Origin of the sequence: Chitinophaga sp. W2I13 (assembly GCF_050434005.1) — a bacterium.
In the GTDB taxonomy this organism is placed as follows: domain Bacteria; phylum Bacteroidota; class Bacteroidia; order Chitinophagales; family Chitinophagaceae; genus Chitinophaga.
In genome coordinates, this window is the sequence record NZ_JBNPWD010000001.1 from 6,627,919 (window position 1) to 6,646,526 (window position 18,608).

Genomic DNA, 18,608 nt, shown 5'->3' on the forward strand with positions numbered 1-18,608 from the left:
AACCAAGTACACTCATGCCTACCCTTTTAATACTTGGCGCAGGCTCCGACATGGCCATTGCCATTGCCCGGAAGTTTGCGTCTGAAAAATATGATATTCAACTGGCCGGCAGGAACATTGCCGCATTGATTCCTCAACAACAGGATCTGCAGGTGCGTTATGACGTTAAAGCCACCACGCATGTGTTTGATGCTGCCGGCTACCAATCGCATGCTGCTTTTTATAACGACCTCCCTGTTCCCCCGGACATCACCATCTGCGTTTTCGGTTACCTGGGCGACCAGGAGAAAGCGCAGCAAAACTGGCAGGAAGCCGCCACCATTATCAACAGCAATTATACCGGTGCTGTTTCTATATTGAACATCGTAGCGGAAAGCTATGTGGCCAGGAAGCAGGGAACTATTGTGGGCATCAGCTCTGTAGCCGGTGAAAGAGGACGCCAGAGCAATTATATCTACGGCAGTGCGAAAGCCGGTTTCACCGCTTACCTGAGCGGATTAAGGAACCGTCTTTTTCGTAGTGGCGTTCACGTGATGAGTGTGCAGCCGGGCTTTGTGAACACCCGTATGACCCAGCACCTGACGCTCCCACCACTGCTTACGGCGCAACCGGAAGCAGTAGCTACCGCAGTTTTCAAAGCAGTGAACCGCAAAAAGAATGTGCTGTATGTAAAGTGGCATTGGCGATACATTATGCTCATTATCAAATTAATACCGGAAGGTATTTTCAAAAAACTCTCCCTGTGACCATCGCTTTTTTCGACTTTGACGGTACCATTACTACACGGGACACCCTATGGGAAATTATCCGCCATCACAGGGGCCGCGCCGCCATGTATGCCGGCATCATTCAATTGCTGCCGCCACTGCTGCGCTTCAAATTAAAAATGATGCCGGCGCAGCAGATGAAAGAACAAGTGCTGGAATATTTTTTTGGGGAGATGTCTGCCCACGATTTTTCCGCTGGCTGTGAAAGCTTCTGCCGGGAAAAGCTGCCGGCTTTAATTCGCCCGCAAGCGCTGGCGGCTATACGAAATCACCAGCAACAGGGTCATCATGTGGTAGTAGTATCCGCTTCCGCACAGGACTGGGTAGCGCCGTGGTGCCGGAAAGAAAATATCATTTGCCTGGCTACGCGTCTCGAAGTAAAAAATAAAGTCATCACCGGTAAAATACAAGGTATCAACTGCAATGGCGAAGAAAAGGTGAACCGCATCCGCGAAGCCTACCGCCTGGAAAACTTCCGCGAAATATACGCCTACGGCGATAGTGAGGGCGACCGGCCGATGCTGGCACTTGCGCAGCATGTTTCGTTCAAGCCATTCAGGTAGTGGGGATTGCAGCGAAGGTTGTCTTACTCAGGATTAAACTTATTTCACTGATTACGCTGATTTGATCACTTTTTGATTTTTAAAGATTCGGGGAGATATAAGCGAAAATATCCGCTTATATCTCCCCGAACCTTTAAAAAAATATAATCATTATAATTAGCGTAATCAGTGAGTAAGACAAAATCCGCTTATCCGCTTATATCTCCCCGAACCTTTAAAAATCAAAAAGTGATCAAATCAGCGTAATCAGTGAAATAAGTTTAATCCTGAGTAAGACAACCTTCGCGTATAAAAAATGCCTCACCATTACGGTAAGGCACTTTCTATTATTGTAACAGATTGATTGTACGAAGTGTTTATATTATCAGGCAGCTTTCGCTTTCTTCATTTGCGCTGTTACCATTGCGGGTTTCAGCTTGATGATGCCAACGAAGTTCAGCAGCTTCATTACCTGGTAGCTTGGGTCCAGCTCATACCATTTTTTGGCAAAGTTAGGACTGTCTTTAAATTTGTGGTGGTTGTTCTGGAACAGTTCGCCCATCAGTACTATACCCCATGGAGAAGTATTTCTGGAGTGGTCGTTGTTGTCAAAATTCTGGTAACCATATTTATGTCCGCACCAGTTAACGATAGCACCCTGTACAGGTCCCATCAGGAAGTGGATAGGCAGCAGTAAATAAAGATACCACATACCTGCAGGAACGAATGCTACGTAAAATGCTACATAAGCGCCCATCCAGAGGAAACGGGTGATGTTGCTGTCGCCGAATTTATCCATCGCATCCCATTCTGGTAATGGGTCTTTGGTAAATTTAGGATCTACATCACTGGTACGTGTTACAAAACCATTATAGATTTTGCGGGTTTGTACCATCATGCCCCATACGTCTTTGAAGAAGTGCGGAGAATGCGGATCATGTTCAGTATCGCTGAATTCATGGTGCATGCGGTGCATAACGCCATAAGCTCTTGGAATCAGGTATGATGAACCCTGGAAAAACCAGGTGCTGAAATAAAAGAATCGTTCCCAGAATTTACTGGTAGTATACATCTGGTGAGATGCATAACGGTGTAAGTAGAATGTGTGAAAAAACAAGGAAAAGAACCAATGCACACAAAAGAATATCAGGATCGCCGTCATTTCTATACTTTATAAAGTGACAAATAAGCGTCAAAGGTAAGCTAATTAAGCGGATATTAAGCCAGTTTTAACCTCCCCGGTGGTGAAGAAAATGTTAAAATAATTTTAAATTTTAATTTTTCTTTACCCAACGTAACTCTAAGAGATTCATACCGTTACCACTGAATCCGGAGACGTTTGGCTGCACCAGCCGCACCACTTCGTCATAGAACAGCGGCACTACCGCGGCGTCTGCCATGATCATATTATCCATCTCCCGGTACTGGATGTACCGGATGCTGTCGTTGTTCTCCTCCAGGGATGTTTCGTACAACCGGTCGAATGCCGCGTTGTGATAGCGGGTATAATTCGGTGGCGCCGGGTTTTTGCTGTAAAACATGGCCAGGTAGCTTTCAGCGTCGGGGTAGTCGGCGATCCAGCTGCCGCGGAAAAACAATGCCTGTGATTTAGCGGTTTGCTCCAGTAGCAGGCTTTTCTGCAGCACCTCCACTTGTATACGTATACCAACATTCTCCAGCTCATTCGCTACATAATTGGCGAGGTCGGCGTAGATGGGAATAGACAACAGTTTGATAACAGGTAGTCCTTTTCCATCCGGGAAGCCGGCCTCACGGAGCAGCTGCCGCGACATGGCCGGGTTGTAGGGATAGCCTTTTACCAACTGCGCATTAAAGGAAGGCAGGCCCGCGGGTACAAATCCCGCTGTCGCAGCGGTGCCTATGCCATTGCGGAGGTAAGTCATCATTTTCGTACGGTCGAAGCCGTAGTTGATAGCTTGCCGGATCTTTTTCAAGCGGAGCGGCGACTTCCCGACGAGCGGATTGCTGCTGTCGGTAAGAAATCCGAGGTATTCTGTATTCAGATAAGGATGTTTGTTCAGCACCATTTTCCCCTCCCACTCCTTCCGGAGCTTGCCTTGCTTGGTGAGCACTTCATCTTTAAAGGAGGCATCGATATCATTCATAAAGTCCAGTTGCCCCTGGCGGAACAGCAGGAATTCCGAAGCTTTGCTTTCAAGGAAGCCTACCTGTACTGCATCCAGGTAAGGGAGGCGGCGACCGGTATCATCTTTTTCAAAATAAACGGGGTTGCGATGCAGCACCAGCGCCTGTCCTTCATCCCAGAGGAAAAAGCGGAACGGCCCGGTACCGCAGGGATGATTGCGGAAGTCTTTCCCGTATTTCTCTATGCCCTCGTGTGGTACGATGGAGCAATACTGCATGCTGAGTATTCCCAATACCGGGTGGAACGGCCGGTAGAGCGTTAGTTCGAAGGTGGAGTCATTCAGGGCGTGAAGACCGCTGTCGGCGGACAGTTTGCCGTTGAAGATCCAGGCGCCGGGCGAGGCCGTGGCGGGGTCCATGATACGGCGCAGGCTGTACACCACGTCGTTGGCCGTCATCCGGCGGCCTTTGCCTCCGGGGAAGATGTCGCTGTCGTGGAAGTATACGTCTGTCCGGAGATCAAACGTATAGGTGCGGTGATCGGCCGATTCACGCCACTGTTTGGCGAGTGAGGGACGGATCACCAGGTTGCTGTCGGGTTCCACGAGCGTATTGTATAATTGCTTTACCGCCCATATTACTTCCTGGCTTTTGGCAAAAGCAGGGTCCAGGCTGGCTATTCCGTTGGTGCTGTTATACCGGAATACGCGCAGCGACTGTTTTTCCGGGCTACCGCACGCCCCAAGTAAGAGGCTGCATAGTATTGCAAGCCCCCATCTGCATATAACCACCTGACAATAACAACTTTTCATTTGGCAGTAAATTAATATCTTTCAGGCTAAAATATACGAATAAATATGCGCGGCATACCGATGCTTTGTATGGCCCTTCTGGCAACTTTAACTGCCGGGGCACAACAGTTCAGCAGGGCTGACACGCTGAGAGGCAGTATTACTCCTCAGCGTGCCTGGTGGGATGTTACCAGCTACGACCTCCATGTACAGGTAAACCCGGACGACAGTACCTTCAGCGGTTTCAATACGATTACCTATGAGGTGCTGAAAACCGATTCAGTGATGCAGATAGATCTGCAGATACCGATGGTGATAGACAGCGTGGTGCAGGATAAGAAGCCGCTCACCTTTACCCGCGACGGCAATGCCTGGTTTATAAAAATGACAATTCCACAGGTAAAAGATAAATCAAAAAAGATCACCGTGTATTACAGCGGCAAACCCCGCAAGGCGTTGAAAGCGCCGTGGGATGGCGGTGTTGTATGGTCGACAGACGACAAAGGCCGTCCGTGGATAGCCACTGCCTGCCAGGGTTTGGGCGCCAGCATCTGGTGGCCCAACAAAGACACACAAAGTGATGAGCCCGAAGACATGACCATCAGCGTTACCGTTCCTGCCGACCTCACCGATGTATCCAATGGCCGTTTAAAAAAGACCATCGACAATCCCGATGGCACCCGGACCTTTGTATGGTATGTAGGCAGCCCTATCAACAACTATGACGTAGCAGTGAACGTAGGTAATTATATAGAGATGAAAGATACCTGGCACGGTGAAGGCGGTAAACTGGATCTTGGTTTCTGGGTATTGGATTATAATGAAGACAAGGCAAGGGAACATTTCAAAGTAGTGAAGCCTATGCTGAAATGCTTTGAATACTGGTTTGGCAAGTATCCTTTTTATAAAGACAGCTACAAGCTGATAGAAGCACCGTTCCTGGGTATGGAGCACCAGAGTGGTGTGGCTTATGGCAACAAATACCTCATGGGGTATTCCGGCAGGGATCTTTCCGGTACCGGCTGGGGATTGAAATGGGACTTCCTCATTATCCATGAAAGTGGCCACGAATGGTTTGGCAACAGTATCACCAGCAAAGACCTGGCAGACATGTGGATCCATGAGTCTTTTACCAACTACTCCGAAACTCTTTTTACTGAATGCCAGTATGGACATAAGGCCGCTGAGGAATATGTACAGGGAATCCGTAAGAATATTTTAAATGATGTGCCCATCATTCCGCCTTATGGTGTTAATGCAGAGGGAAGCGGTGATATGTATTATAAAGGCGCCAACATGCTGCACAATATCCGGCAGATCATGGAAAACGACGAGGCCTTCCGCCAAATGTTGCGTGGGCTTAACAAAACATTCTATCACCAAACGGTAACCACGCAGGAGGTAGAACAATACATCAGCCAGGCAGTAGGTATGAACCTGGATAAAGTATTTAACCAGTACCTGCGTCATACCACTATTCCTACACTGGAGTACCGCTTCAATGGCCAGCAGATCCAATACCGCTGGGTGTCTGATGTAAAAGACTTTAATATGCCGGTGAAAGTGAAGCTGAGTGATAGCGGGTTTAAGCTGATATACCCGGGCACTTTATGGCGGAGTTCCAATATTACTTTAGGTGACCTCAAGAACTTTGAAGTAGATAAAAACTTCTATATTAAATCCAGGCAGGTGAAATAAAGATGCGTGCAAAATAAAAAGAGGGGTCTGCTGATAGCAGACCCCTCTTTTTATTTTATCGTTTCAGTAATTTGAAGGCGTGACCGGTGCTGTCATTCAGAAATCCGTAGGCTGCCCATAAAATAGAGAGTGGTTCAATACTGCGGCTCATTTCTATCCTTCCCATATCTGCCACATCGAGCCAGCCTATCTGGTGCAGGAGGTTGATGACTTCGCGCTTCGCATCGTTGTTATTGCCGGCGATAAACATGGTAGGGGCTCCTTCTTTGAGTTCCGGGAGCAGCATTTTTTCGTGGCCAATACAGCTGAGTGCCTTTACTACATTGGCATCCGGCGGCAGCCAGGCTTGTATTTGTTCCCCTGCGGAGTTGTTGTGACCGATGGTGAAGGTGAGTCGTCCGTTTTCATCGGGGCCTTTGCCATCGAGTGGATTGGTAACATCCACTACTGTTTTGGATTTAAAGTTCCATATCCCGGCGGCTTCAATGGCTTTTTTGGTACCGGCCCAGCTGGTGCAGATCAGCAACAGTTCCCCGAATTCGGCTGCCTGTCTGAAAGTGCCTGCCGTAGCCTGCTTACCCTGCTTCTTTATCCATTGCTGCAAAGATTCCCTCGAGGGATTACGGGTACCGATTGTAACATGATGTCCTGTTTGAATAAGCCCTTTACCAAGAGTTAAACCAACGGGACCGCTTCCAAGGATACCGATTTTCATGAGCGTAGATTAGTAGATTAATTTTAAGTGCGAATTATGAAGATACTTAAAATTGGGGAGAACTAAGCGTAGGTTGTCTTTCTCGCTGATTACGCTGATTTTACTGATTTTACTTTTGGATTTATTGGGGAGATGTGAGCGGATTTTGTCTTACTCAGGATTACGCTGATTTAACTGATTATATCTTTTATGATTTTGGGAGATATAAGCCAATATATCCGCTTATATCTCCCAAAATCATATAGAATCCAAAGTGTTCAAATCCCTTAATCAATAAAATCAACGTAATCCTGAGTAAGACAGCCTACGCTTAGATCTCCCCTGGCACTCGCTTAGGACATGCTTAATACATGCCTTTGCCATGGGCTAAACATGAGGTAACGTGGAGGTGACGTGGACTTGATCATGTATCCAGCTCCTGTAGCAGGTATCCGAGGAATTTTTGCATGCCTTGTCGCTTTGCGGGCGTTAACGGATAACTGATATTATGAATATAATAAGTGGTAAGATCGTAGACTGCATAAGGGTTTTCGGCCACTACTGCCGGGATGTTCTGAATACCGATGCCGGTGGCGTTGTTAAATGCGGTGATAAACTCAGCGGGCAGTTGTTTATTACTGATCCAGGCGGCGAATACAAATGGCAGGCTGGTAAAGCGCACCCAGTGTTCAGCGAGGTCGTATATATATGGCGAAACGGTGCGTTGTTCCAGGGCGCGGTCGCCGATCACCAAACCAGCGTCAGTTCCCCTGATTTTGTCCTGGTAATCCCCGTTGGTATCTACAAACTCCACACCAAGCTTCCAGTATTCACGTACCAGTACTTTGAGTAAGGCTACGGAGGTACGGCTCTGGTAATCGAGGTAAATACGTTTTATTTCGTTTAAGGGCACCTCGCTGTATAAACAAACAGATGCCACAGGTCCTTCGGCTCCGATACAATAATCTGCTATGATATGATATTCCTTCAATTTAGGGATAATGGCTACCGGCACCAGTGCTACGTCTACCTCTCCATCTATCAGCTGCTGGGCTATTTTAGCGGGATAATCCATCGATAATTCCATCATTTCCATCACCGGATGATTCCTGAATCCATACAATAAAGGCTTCGTATTCAAATAACTTACAGCCGCAACTTTTACTTTCCGTTCCAATTTCAGTAATTTTGAAGCTGCAAAAGTAATTAAATCCCGGTTAACAAGTTCCAAATGAATAATTGTGGTCCTGTAAATCAGGATTTAGGGAGAACTTGCAGCCATTCAAACATGTTAATAGTAATACTGGAATACATACATTATGCAACTACAACCTTTAACTGCCATTTCTCCGCTGGACGGGCGCTATCGCAAACAACTGGACGAGCTGGCCAATTATTTTTCTGAATTTGCGTTGATCCGTTACCGTGTGATGGTAGAGGTGGAATATTTTATTGCGCTCTCCGAGCAGAAGCTGTTTACGCTGCCGAAAGCCAAGTTCCCTGCCCTGCGTAAAATCTACCAGGAGTTCACCATCGAGAACGCACAACTGATCAAAGACACAGAGAAAATTACCAACCACGACGTAAAGGCAGTTGAATATTTTCTAAAGAATGAATTGAAGAACCTGGGTTTGGAAGACAAACTGGAGTGGGTGCATTTCGGTCTTACTTCACAGGATGTAAACAATACTGCTACCCCGCTGCTGTGGAAAGATGCCATAGAGCACGTGTACATGCCCGCGCTGGCCAATATGATCCTGGAGCTGAAAAAACTTGGCTTATCCTGGATGAAAGTGCCAATGCTGGCACGTACCCACGGTCAGCCAGCCTCGCCCACCATTTTGGGTAAAGAGATCCTGGTGTTCGTAGAACGCCTCGAAGGACAGGTAAACCTGCTGGGACATATTCCTTTCGCTGCAAAGTTTGGCGGCGCCACCGGCAACTTCAACGCGCATCATGTGGCTTTCCCGAAGATCAACTGGGAAAAGTTCGGGGAGAAGTTTGTGAACACCACACTGGGCCTGCAACGTATGAAGTATACCACGCAAATTGAGCATTATGACAACATCTCCGCTCAATTTGACGCGTTGAAACGGATCAACACTATTTTGCTGGACTTCTGCCGTGATATATGGACTTATATCTCCATGGATTACTTTAAACAGAAGATCAAGAAGGATGAAGTAGGTTCTTCTGCGATGCCGCATAAAGTAAACCCCATTGATTTTGAAAATGCAGAAGGTAACCTCGGACTGGCTAACGCCCTGTTTGAGCACCTGAGCGCCAAGCTGCCTGTTTCCCGCCTGCAGCGCGACCTCACCGATTCTACTGTATTGCGTAACCTCGGTGTTCCGTTTGGTCACACCTTACTGGCTACCAAATCTATCCAGAAAGGATTGGGTAAACTGATCCTGAATGAAGCTAAACTGAAAGATGACCTGGAAAATAACTGGGCCGTGGTAGCAGAAGCTATTCAAACCGTATTACGCCGTGAAAACTATCCGCAGCCATATGAAGCCCTGAAAGAGCTGACCCGCGGCGGAGAACAGATCACACAGAAAAGTATGCATAAATTTGTGGACGGACTGAAGATCAGCGCTGCCCTCAAAAAAGAACTGAAAGCCATCACACCACACAACTACACCGGTTTGTGGTAAGCATAAAAACATAAAAGCTCCGTCTTATAAGACGGAGCTTTTTTTTACTTTCTGACTCCCGAAAGCAACTTACGGTGTTCAATGCGTTAGTAGCGTAATAGCCGCGGTTAATCAAACGCTGTCAAATGTGTATTAATTTTTACGCTCCTATCCTTTCTGTTGTTACGGGTATCGCCGTTATCCATCTCTCCTGTTATGTACATAAACTGCCTGCATAGGTCGCGCTGACCAGTGCACCAGATCTTTTCAGAGAAAATGTTTGCTTGTCATCTACCGGGATACCGGGGGTATAACAACTCGGGGTAGGTTCTAAAAGCTGTTACAAAGATAGGCAATAACATAGTATGAGAAAATTATCACAGGCGTTTTTTTGTTAATAAGCGGTTAACGCGGATTTTGTCTTGAGCACTGATTACGCTGATTATACTAATTAACTGGATTTTGTTTTTTTTGATTTTTTGATTTTAAAATCATTTGGGGAGATATAAGCGACAATATCCCCTTATATCTCCCCAAATCATTTAAAATCCAAAGTGATCAATCCTTTAAATCAGTATAATCAGCGTAATCAGTGCTCAAGACAACCTTCGCGCCAAAGGCGTTTGCCTAAAACACGTCCTTCAGGTGTTCCAGCTCGTACGTTTCTCCGGAAAATGTGATCGCAATAATATCAAACCGGATGGCCGGCGGGTTGAGGTTATAATGCAGCAGGTAATCAGTTGCCACACTGCGGATATGTTCTTCCTTGCGGGCGTTCACTGCTTCTTCGGGCCAGCCGAAACGATCTGTGCTGCGTGTTTTTACTTCTATGAAATAAATCTGTTCACTTTTCCGGGCGATGATATCGATTTCCCTCCTGCCGGATTTCCAGTTTACATGCAGGATATCACAATACCGGCGAACATAAGCCTGTGCAATTGACTCGCCCTGTTGCCCCAGGGACAGATGATTGACCATTTGTTATTGGGTTTGGGTTATCACAAACAACTGCCTGAATAATTTACTTCCCGGTGCGGGGGAATTATTTACACTTAACACCTATTTTTGCAGGCATATAAAATTATCGATTCCCTGGTATTTAACAAGTAAAAACAGATTACTATATATGAACTTATTCAGACTGGAAGGAAAAGTACAGCACTACGCATGGGGCGGACACAACTATATTCCTGAGCTGTTGGGAATAGCCCCTTCAAATCAGCCCAGTGCAGAATACTGGATGGGCGCGCATCCCAGCGCACCATCCACTGTTACTACCGCCAGCGGACAACTGCCGCTGAATGAACTGATCGGCCAGGATCCGGCCAACATTACCGGGCCTGCGGTATGGGAACGATTCAAGGAGCTGCCTTTTCTTTTTAAGATCCTGGATGTAAAAGACATGTTATCTATCCAGGTACATCCTACCAAAAGTGAAGCGGAGAAAGGTTTTGCAAGAGAAAATGCTGAAGGCATTCCATTGAGCGCCCCTAACCGTAACTACAAAGACGATAACCATAAACCTGAAATTATGGTGGCCCTGAGTGAGTTCTATCTCCTTCATGGCTTCTTACCGCATGAACAATTGCTGGAAGTGCTGAAAACCGTTCCGGAATTCACTTCACTGGTAAGCATATACGAAAAAGAAGGTTATTATGGCCTGTATAAAAATGTAATGGAAATGCCTCAGTCGCTGGTGAACATCCTTCTCCGCCCGCTGACAGACCGCCTGATCCTTCCTTACAAAGCCAATAAGCTGTCGAAAACCGATCCTGGCTTCTGGGCGGCCCGTGCGGTTTTAAACGATCCTAACAGCAGGGAAAAACTGGATCGTGGTATCTTCTCTATTTACTTCTTTAATATCATGCAGGTGCAACCGGGTGATGCGGTATTCCAGGACGCCGGCATCCCGCATGCTTACCTGGAAGGCCAGAATGTAGAGCTGATGGCCAATTCAGACAATGTACTGCGCGGCGGTCTTACCCCGAAACATGTGGACGTACCGGAACTCCTGAAGCATACCCGTTTTGAGGGCGTGCATCCGAATATCATTAAAGGCGATGTAAGCGCTGATGGCCTGGAGAGAATATATCCTTCCCCGGCGCCGGATTTTGCGGTAAGTAAAATCGATCTCACTGCCGGACAAGTGTATAAACACACCGCCAAAGCCGCGGAAATACTGATTGTAATGAAAGGCAACGCCACCATTAAAGGTGAGGATACACTGGCGCTGCAAAAAGGGCAATGCGCTTTCACCGCCTACGGCGCCACCTACGAGATCAGCACTGACAGCGGAGCGGAGCTGTTCAAGGCAACAGCGGGTATCTGATCGCCTCCGGCGATGCGGAGGTTGTCTTGAGCACTGATTACGCTGATTATACTGATTAAGGGATTGATCACTTTGGATTTTAAAGGATTAAGGGAGATATAAGCGAATATAGCCGCTTATATCTCCCTTAATTATTATTTAAGAAAATCTAAGAAATCAAAAAAAATCCAAAAGTAAAAATCCAACTAATCAGTATAATCAGCGTAATCAGTGCTCAAGACAACCTCCGCGTCATCAAATAACAATCACGGTTTTCCCTTTGCCTTTCGCCTGACGGCTCAGGGCTATGGCGGCCGGAACGTCTTCCAGTTTGATTTTATTTTCTACGGGGATGGTGAGTGCGCCCCGGTCAATGGCTAATGTGAGGGTATCCAGTGAGGCGGCGCTGCCTTGTGTTTCGAAGTTGCCTCCGCGGATGTTCCGGTCTTTCAGCGCATCTTCCTTTGCTACGAACATGGTGGTAAGGGCTGCGCTGCCTGGTTTCAGCAGATCCAGGTTTGCCTCAAATGCGGCGGCGTTGCTTACCAGGTCGATCAGGCCGTCGAGTCCCTGCGGGAACTTTTCCTTTACCTGTTGCGTTAACGGCGCTTCTTTATAGTTGATGGTGATGGTGGCGCCCAGTTTCTTCATTCTTTCAGCGCCCGCATCGTCTGATACAGTGGCAATTACCTGTAAGCCCTGGGCGGCGGCCAGTTGTACTGCAAATGAGCCAACACCGCCGGTGGCGCCGTTGATCAGCAGCGTATTTCCTTCCTGGAGATCCAGTTTATCCAGTAATTGCTGGGCGGTCATACCGGAGGTAGGCACCGCTGCCGCTTCCACGGCCGACAGGCTGGATGGCGCTTTGGTAAGCCCGGATTTCTCCGGCACAATGGCGTATTCGGCATAGGAGCCTTCACCGATGGGCGAATGAATAAACTGTCCGTATACCTTATCTCCTGCTTTAAACCGGGTAACGCCCTCTCCCACTTCTTCAATGGTACCGGCTCCATCTACGCCCATGATGAGCGGAAACTGGTGTTTGGTTTTCCCGTCGTCCATAATGCCATCGATCATTTTCCAGTCGAACGGATTCATTCCCGCTGCGGCCACTTTTATCAGCACAGTGCCTGGTCGTACTACGGGTTTCGGCAGGTCCATCACTTCAGGAATGTCTTTGAATTTTGATACGGCTACGGCTTTCATAATTATGTTTTTTTAATGTAGAAAGATGTTTTCATGATTACAGTCTCGGATCGACCGGTTCGCTCTCCAGCGCTAAAATACCAAATACGCATTGATGTACCGACTGTAAAGGTGCATTATTTACAAACCGGTCGAGCCCTTCGAGGCCCAGTGCGAATTCGCGCAGCGCCAGTGAACGTTTGCCAGATAGCTTGCGGCTGCGCAAACGGTGGAGGTTTTCCGGCGCATCGTATTCAGGACCATAGATAATGCGCAGGTATTCTTTTTCCGCGGATCTTTACGGCGGGCTGAATGAGTCCTTTTGCATCGCGGGCAACAAAAACAGATGGCTTGATCACCATGCCTTCGCCACCGGCGGCGGTAAGGTTTTCCCACCAGGTGACTGCTGCTTTTTCACTGGCTTCATTACCGATTTCCACTTCCAGGAAGGGAGTAGCCAGCAGTAATTGTTCATCTCCGGCGCAGATATTTTTTATGGCAGACAGGTGCCATTCATGGTCTTTATCGAAATACGTTTTTCCTTCCGTGGCCATGATATGGAACGGCGCCAGCTTATAATCGTCCAATGATGCCACCGGCCAGCAATATTGGCGGTATGCTTTTACGTAGCTGCTGGTTTGCTTGAGGCGGCGGGAATATTTTTCCAGCAACGCCTGTGCCGGCACGCCCTGTGAAATGGCTTGCTGTAATGCATCTACCACAACGGGCAACGCCTGGCCTGCAGCAGTACCTACGGCGGCATACTGGTTTTGCAGCAATGCCTGCGCCTTTGCGCTCCAGGGCATCAATTCTGTATCCAGGCATACCCAGTCGGTGTTAAAGGTTTCGTAAAAACCGGTGTTGATCAGCGCTGTGTTGATGCGGGCAATGAAGTCCTGTTCTGTTTGTTTATCGCTGAAGAAGCTGCGACCTGTTCTCGTATATACTACTCCGTTACCTCCGCCTGCAATACCGAAACGTTTTACGGCGGTGGCCTCGTCGCGGCAAACTATTACCACAGCGCGGGAACCCATATGTTTCTCTTCACAAATAACTTTTGCTATTCCTGCTTCTCTATAATACTGCAGGCCCTCTGCGGGGTGCTCCAGCATTCCTTCTTCGCGGCTGGTTTCAGCGGGCGACATAGTCGGTGGCAGGTATATAAGCCAACGCGGGTTGATGGCAAAGCGGCTCATTGCTTCCAATGCGGCAATGTTGTTCTCTTCCCGGATGGTAATGCTATGGCTATAGTTTGTTTGCAGTATTTTCTTCCCGATAAAATCTTCTATGTCCAGTACGTTATCATATTGTTGCTCCAGTGTCAGCGCGCTTTCTGCGTTATAGCCTATGGGCCGGGCCGGCGCTGCATACTGTTCTTTTGCCGGTACCGATACCAATATTTTTTCGGGATAACGCAATGCGGTAAGGGTAGCGCCAAATACGCAACCTGTGTCTATGTCGATGGTATTGTTTAAAAATCTCGCTTCAGGAACCGGTGTGTGGCCATATACCACCATTGCCTTCCCTTTGTATTCCAGCGCCCAGTTATATCTTACCGGCAGGCCGAATTCATCTGTTTCACCGGTGGTTTCCCCATACAAACAAAACTCCCTTACAGCGCTGGAACCGCGCCCCTGCATGCTTTCTTTCAATCCGGCGTGTGCTACTACCAGTTTACCGTCGTCCAGTACATAATGACTTACAAGGCCATCTAAAAAGAGTTTTACCGCCGCGATGAACTCCGGCGATTCGCCAGCCAGTTGGGCCGCCGTTGCTTCGAGGCCATGCCGCAGCTGCACATTTTTTCCATTCAGGTAGCGGAGCAGTTTGGCGTCGTGGTTTCCCGGTACACAAAGCGCGAGGCCATTGTTTATCATGTTCATGACCAACCGCAATACCTGCGGTGATTTCGGGCCGCGATCTACCAGGTCGCCTACAAACACAGGTTTACGGAAACGCGTGTATCCCTCTGCGTTAGTAGTGAGCGGTGCGCTGATCAGGCTGCAGTTTTCTTTATCTACTTCATAACCCAATGTATCCAGCAAGGTGCATAGCTCATCGTAGCAGCCGTGTACATCTCCTATGATATCAAAAGGTCCGTGTTCATCTTTCTTATTATTGTAGAGCGGGTTACGGATAACTGCTTCCAGCTGTTCCACTTCTTCCGGCGAGTGCAGTTCAAATATATGCCGGAAACCTTCTTCCCGGAGGTAACGGATACCGCGCCGGAGCTGACTGATCTGCTGCGGAATCACATGCGCACCGAAGTTACGGTCGCTCCGCAGCTGGTTGCGCTCCTGGCATACTTTCTCTGCCATATTAAGCACAATTGCTACCGGCAATACATGATACTCACGGGCCAGCCGCACCCATTCTTTGCGGGTTTCCGGCTGAACATTGGTGGCGTCGATCACGGTAAGCAGCCCCAGTTTCAATCGCTTCGCGGCTATAAACCTGACTACTTCAAAAGCATCGGTAGTAACAGCCTGGTTATTTTCATCATCGCTGATCAAACCGCGGCAAACATCCGACGAAATAATTTCGGTGGGCTTGAAAAAGCGGCGGGCAAAGGTAGACTTGCCGGCGCCGGAAGGGCCGATCAATAATACCAGTGAAAGTTCCGGCAGGGAGATATGTGATAATTGTCTATTTCTTCGGGACATAAAATTCGTCTCTTATGCTGATTAACAGCTTTGCTGCCAGTTCCGGGTCCGGGTGATCCGGAAGATCGGAGGCAGCATACAGCTGTTCCATGTCATTTAATTTTTGGGCAGCCATATCCAGCAATTCCTCATACGTGAACTCACCGTTGCGGATACGAAGCAGGAAATCGCGGTCGTTGCGGTAAACGCGCACTTCCTTGTATAATGCAATCTCTTCTGCCATGGTGAGCAGACGGAAAGTATGCATCATATGTTTGCTGTCGTAGTCTGCCCCCAGTTCTTTATTATGCTCATAGCGGGCTTCATTGCGGAGTTCCACCCATTCCCAGTAGGCTGCAAAGTCTTTGCAATATACCGTATAGCCATCTTTGTTAAACTGCATAATCGCCAACGGATCCGGTCCTTTCGGGATGCTGCTGAGTTGTACGTCATTCGCATCTGCACCGGAAAAAATACCTTTAAAGGTAACGCCGGGTTCAAACTGGCTGGTATGGTACAACGCATAAACATCGCGGAAGTGATCTATCCGTGCGAGCCCGCAGTCACTTTGCAGAAGATCATTTTCGTGCATCCATTCCCGTAAGGGAATGCTCCGGCTGCCGGCAATCACGTAACAAAACTCGGTGATGTTTTTCCGTTCTGTTCCGTGCGACTGATTGATCTTTTTGTTCAGTCCGCGGGCTTTCTTTATCTGTGTTTTGGCATAGCCTGCAAAGGTTTCCAGACAAAGTTTTGACAGGAAGTCGCGGGGCTGAATGAGGTTCATCAGCGGATGCCGGAATAACTGGTTGCCGTTGGCGGTACTCAGCAGTTCCAGGATATTGGGATTGTTTTTATCCAGTAGTTCCAGGAAGCGTTTTATTTCAAAATATACTTCGTCGTTGCTTTGATTGGCCACCTGCGGTGTGTAGATCATCCCATACAGTTCACGTTGCGGTAATATGAACACGCCTTTGATATCTGTATCTGAGGTGGGTACCTGGAGGTTATATGCCCTGCTGCCGCTGATGCATTCCAGCAGGATATATTCCCGTTGTTGTTGCAGTGCTTCAAAAGTCATACGAAATATATTTCCGGAAAAGCGTATCCAGTTCCGCGGTATCGTTTTTTATAGCGGGCAGTTCAGCAGCCTGCATTTTGCAATCTTCCAAAGTATATGCCATCCACTGATGCAATGTTTCATCAGGCGCTACCGTGGCTTGCTCATCTGCGGTGGCTTTTAATTCCAGCAGTTTGTCGATAATGGCCTGGATGCTATCATCTTTGATTAAGGTACGCAGCGGCGCCAATTCCATCGGCGGCACTCCTTTACCGGCAAGGATCCACTGGCAGGCCAGCATAGGGCGCAATACATAAAAGTACTTCTTCAGTTTAATGGCTTCTCCCTGTAATTCGTTGGAGAAAACATTAAAGGCCATAGACAGGTAATGATGACAACCTGAGCGTGGCGAGAAATACTTCCCCATCAGGCTTGTGAGGGTTTGCTTAAAGTCCGTTTCTTCCTTGTAGATGATGGGCGACTGTAACCATTCGTACAGGGGAGCATTAGATTTCAGGAACAGCTGTAATCCTTTGCGGATATCCCAGCCGCTTACGTCCAGTACTTCATCTACCGGTAATTCAATCACATCCCGTGGTTCCGTGATACTCAGGTAGCTATCCCTGTGCCGGGTGTAAATATAGCGCACATCGTAGTCGCTGTCGGGCGATTCAAAGCCCCATGCGCGGCTACCGGATTCGCAGGCATATAATACTTTTACCTGGTGTTGTTGTTCCAGTTCCTCTATCTTCTCTAATATAATGTCTCTCATAATGATCGTTTAAATAATGCCAGCTGGCTGGGTCCTCCCAGTGTTTCATCTGTTTCTCCAAGTGGTCTGAAGGATACAATATAGCCAAATTGTGCGGCTACGCGGTTGGCCCATGTTTCAAATTCTGCGCGCGTCCATTCAAAACGGTGATCGCCGTGCCGGAATGAGCCAGCAGCAAGTTTTTCATACATCACGTTATATTCTGCATTTACGGTGGTCATGATCACATGGGCAGGCCGTGCATATTCAAAAACTACTTTTTCCAGGGCTGACAGGCGGGATTCGTCCAGGTGTTCTATCACTTCCACCAATACGCCGGCATCAAAACCTTCCAGTCGTTTATCCCTGTACGTTAGTGATCCCTGGATGAGTTGTATACGGTTACGCTGCATTTCAGGCAGGCGGTCCAGTTTCAGTTTATCCTGTGCAATTTCCAGTGATCGGTAGCTTACATCCATTCCCAGGATCTTTTTGAACTGTGTTTTTTCCACCAGGAGGCGGAGCAGCTTGCCTTCTCCGCAGCCCATGTCTGCCACGGTGGACACGTTTAGTTCCAGGAGTATATCCCTTACCGTTAGCAGGCGGAGATCGTGCAGTTTCACTTTATCTTTTGCCGGTTTTTCTTCTACCGGTAATACTTCATCCTTCATGATCAGCTCCAGCGCCTGTTTTGCGAGTGGTGCGATATTCCGGAGGTAGCGGCGGGTAATGAGTTCTTTGGCAGGATGTGTATCCAGCCAGCCCTCTCCTTTCTCCATCAGCTTTTCAATTTCATGGCCGCCCACGAAATAATGTTTGTCGTTGTCACAAACCGGCACCAGGATATACAGGTGTCTGAGGATTGTTTTCAGCGGCAATGTGTGGCGGAGTGTTACATTGAAATAGCGACTCTGCCCCCATTCGGGATATTGTTCATCCAGCAGGTGCGATTGTACCGTTACTTCATAGCCCAGTGGCTCAAAGAATTGTCGGAGTAAAGGTTCGCCGCCTTTCACCGGTAACACGGACAGGCCTATTTCAAACGGAATGGCTTCATCTACCAGGTGTGGCTTATCTTTACAACGCCCGTTCATGGCGGTGGCGAAGGCTTGAGAGATGGCGGCGCTCATAAACGACGAGGCCACATACGGGCGGTCGTTTACATATTGTTCCAGTGCAAAGTCGTGGCCGTTACCGTTTCCACGTACCAGTCTTACAGGATCAATGTCCAGCAGTAAAGCGGCGGTGCAGGCATGGTCGGTTGCTTCCGGGTAAAAGATGTGTGCACTCCCTGCGGTCAGTTCAACGGTTTGTACTTTAGCGGGATGTTTATGCAACAGGTAGCCCAGGTCTGTGGCGGGGTAACGTTTGGTGGTAATAGTTAATAACATCGGTCAACTGCGTTTCTTCACGTAAACATGCATTTTG

16 protein-coding genes are annotated in these 18,608 nt (G+C 48.0%); 5 read left to right on the forward strand and 11 right to left on the reverse strand.

Annotation, left to right across the window (positions count from 1 at the left end):
* The first annotated feature begins 14 nt into the window (after positions 1-14).
* Together QFZ48_RS27180 and QFZ48_RS27185 are read left to right on the forward strand one after the other, a co-directional pair.
* Positions 15-746: an SDR family oxidoreductase gene (locus tag QFZ48_RS27180; protein ID WP_429047942.1), complete on the forward strand. Its 732-nt coding sequence runs from the start codon at positions 15-17 to the stop codon at positions 744-746.
* Positions 743-1,330 (forward strand): HAD family hydrolase, encoded by a 588-nt coding sequence (locus tag QFZ48_RS27185; protein ID WP_429047941.1) that lies wholly within the window; start codon positions 743-745, stop codon positions 1,328-1,330. Before QFZ48_RS27180 ends, QFZ48_RS27185 begins: the two co-directional genes overlap by 4 nt.
* A 364-nt stretch (positions 1,331-1,694) precedes the next feature.
* Here the strand turns inward: QFZ48_RS27185 and QFZ48_RS27190 are convergent, their stop codons facing one another.
* A complete protein-coding gene (locus tag QFZ48_RS27190) occupies positions 1,695-2,471 on the reverse strand; it encodes an acyl-CoA desaturase (protein WP_370913468.1) in 777 nt (258 codons plus the stop codon).
* A 112-nt stretch (positions 2,472-2,583) separates the two neighbouring features.
* Positions 2,584-4,227 carry an ABC transporter substrate-binding protein gene (locus QFZ48_RS27195; RefSeq protein WP_429064658.1) on the reverse strand — a complete coding sequence of 548 codons (1,644 nt, stop codon included), beginning with the start codon at positions 4,225-4,227 and terminating at the stop codon, positions 2,584-2,586.
* A 45-nt stretch (positions 4,228-4,272) separates the two neighbouring features.
* Between QFZ48_RS27195 and QFZ48_RS27200 the strand changes: the two genes are divergently transcribed.
* The gene (locus QFZ48_RS27200) at positions 4,273-5,904 is read left to right on the forward strand and encodes a M1 family metallopeptidase (RefSeq protein ID WP_429064659.1); all 1,632 of its coding nucleotides are present in this window, start codon (positions 4,273-4,275) and stop codon (positions 5,902-5,904) included.
* A gap of 55 nt (positions 5,905-5,959) precedes the next feature.
* On the opposite strand, the gene QFZ48_RS27205 is transcribed toward QFZ48_RS27200, so the two are convergent.
* Positions 5,960-6,619: an NADPH-dependent F420 reductase gene (locus QFZ48_RS27205; protein WP_429047938.1), complete on the reverse strand. Its 660-nt coding sequence runs from the start codon at positions 6,617-6,619 to the stop codon at positions 5,960-5,962.
* Between the two features lie 403 nt (positions 6,620-7,022).
* Entirely contained in the window at positions 7,023-7,775 is a 753-nt protein-coding gene (locus tag QFZ48_RS27210; RefSeq protein WP_429047936.1) for a menaquinone biosynthetic enzyme MqnA/MqnD family protein, read from the reverse strand.
* 142 nt (positions 7,776-7,917) lie between these two features.
* On the opposite strand from QFZ48_RS27210, the gene purB reads away from it, so the two are divergent.
* Positions 7,918-9,255, forward strand: a complete 1,338-nt coding sequence (purB, locus tag QFZ48_RS27215; RefSeq protein WP_429047934.1) for an adenylosuccinate lyase — start codon at positions 7,918-7,920, stop codon at positions 9,253-9,255.
* A gap of 606 nt (positions 9,256-9,861) precedes the next feature.
* Here purB and QFZ48_RS27220 read toward each other — a convergent pair.
* On the reverse strand, positions 9,862-10,212 hold the full coding sequence (locus QFZ48_RS27220) for a YraN family protein (RefSeq protein WP_429047932.1): 351 nt from the start codon (positions 10,210-10,212) through the stop codon (positions 9,862-9,864).
* 148 nt (positions 10,213-10,360) lie between these two features.
* Between QFZ48_RS27220 and manA the strand changes: the two genes are divergently transcribed.
* Positions 10,361-11,563, forward strand: a complete 1,203-nt coding sequence (gene manA / locus QFZ48_RS27225; protein ID WP_429064661.1) for a mannose-6-phosphate isomerase, class I — start codon at positions 10,361-10,363, stop codon at positions 11,561-11,563.
* Positions 11,564-11,797: 234 nt separating this feature from the next.
* On the opposite strand, the gene QFZ48_RS27230 is transcribed toward manA, so the two are convergent.
* Genes QFZ48_RS27230 through QFZ48_RS27255 form a run of 6 tightly spaced genes read right to left on the reverse strand, consistent with a single transcriptional unit; the run spans position 11,798 to position 18,571 of the window.
* Positions 11,798-12,748, reverse strand: coding sequence for an NADP-dependent oxidoreductase (locus tag QFZ48_RS27230; protein WP_429047930.1), 951 nt, complete (start codon positions 12,746-12,748; stop codon positions 11,798-11,800).
* 37 nt (positions 12,749-12,785) lie between these two features.
* Positions 12,786-12,953 (reverse strand): hypothetical protein, encoded by a 168-nt coding sequence (locus QFZ48_RS27235; protein ID WP_429064663.1) that lies wholly within the window; start codon positions 12,951-12,953, stop codon positions 12,786-12,788.
* 28 nt (positions 12,954-12,981) lie between these two features.
* The gene (locus QFZ48_RS27240; RefSeq protein ID WP_429064664.1) at positions 12,982-15,390 is read right to left on the reverse strand and encodes a polynucleotide kinase-phosphatase; all 2,409 of its coding nucleotides are present in this window, start codon (positions 15,388-15,390) and stop codon (positions 12,982-12,984) included.
* Positions 15,374-16,450, reverse strand: a complete 1,077-nt coding sequence (locus tag QFZ48_RS27245; RefSeq protein ID WP_429047926.1) for a DNA polymerase beta superfamily protein — start codon at positions 16,448-16,450, stop codon at positions 15,374-15,376. The genes QFZ48_RS27240 and QFZ48_RS27245 overlap by 17 nt, the downstream gene beginning before the upstream one ends.
* Positions 16,440-17,201: a nucleotidyltransferase domain-containing protein gene (locus QFZ48_RS27250; protein WP_429064666.1), complete on the reverse strand. Its 762-nt coding sequence runs from the start codon at positions 17,199-17,201 to the stop codon at positions 16,440-16,442. The genes QFZ48_RS27245 and QFZ48_RS27250 overlap by 11 nt, the downstream gene beginning before the upstream one ends.
* Positions 17,198-18,571, reverse strand: a complete 1,374-nt coding sequence (locus QFZ48_RS27255; protein WP_429047922.1) for a 3' terminal RNA ribose 2'-O-methyltransferase Hen1 — start codon at positions 18,569-18,571, stop codon at positions 17,198-17,200. Before QFZ48_RS27255 ends, QFZ48_RS27250 begins: the two co-directional genes overlap by 4 nt.
* Positions 18,572-18,608 lie beyond the last annotated feature (37 nt).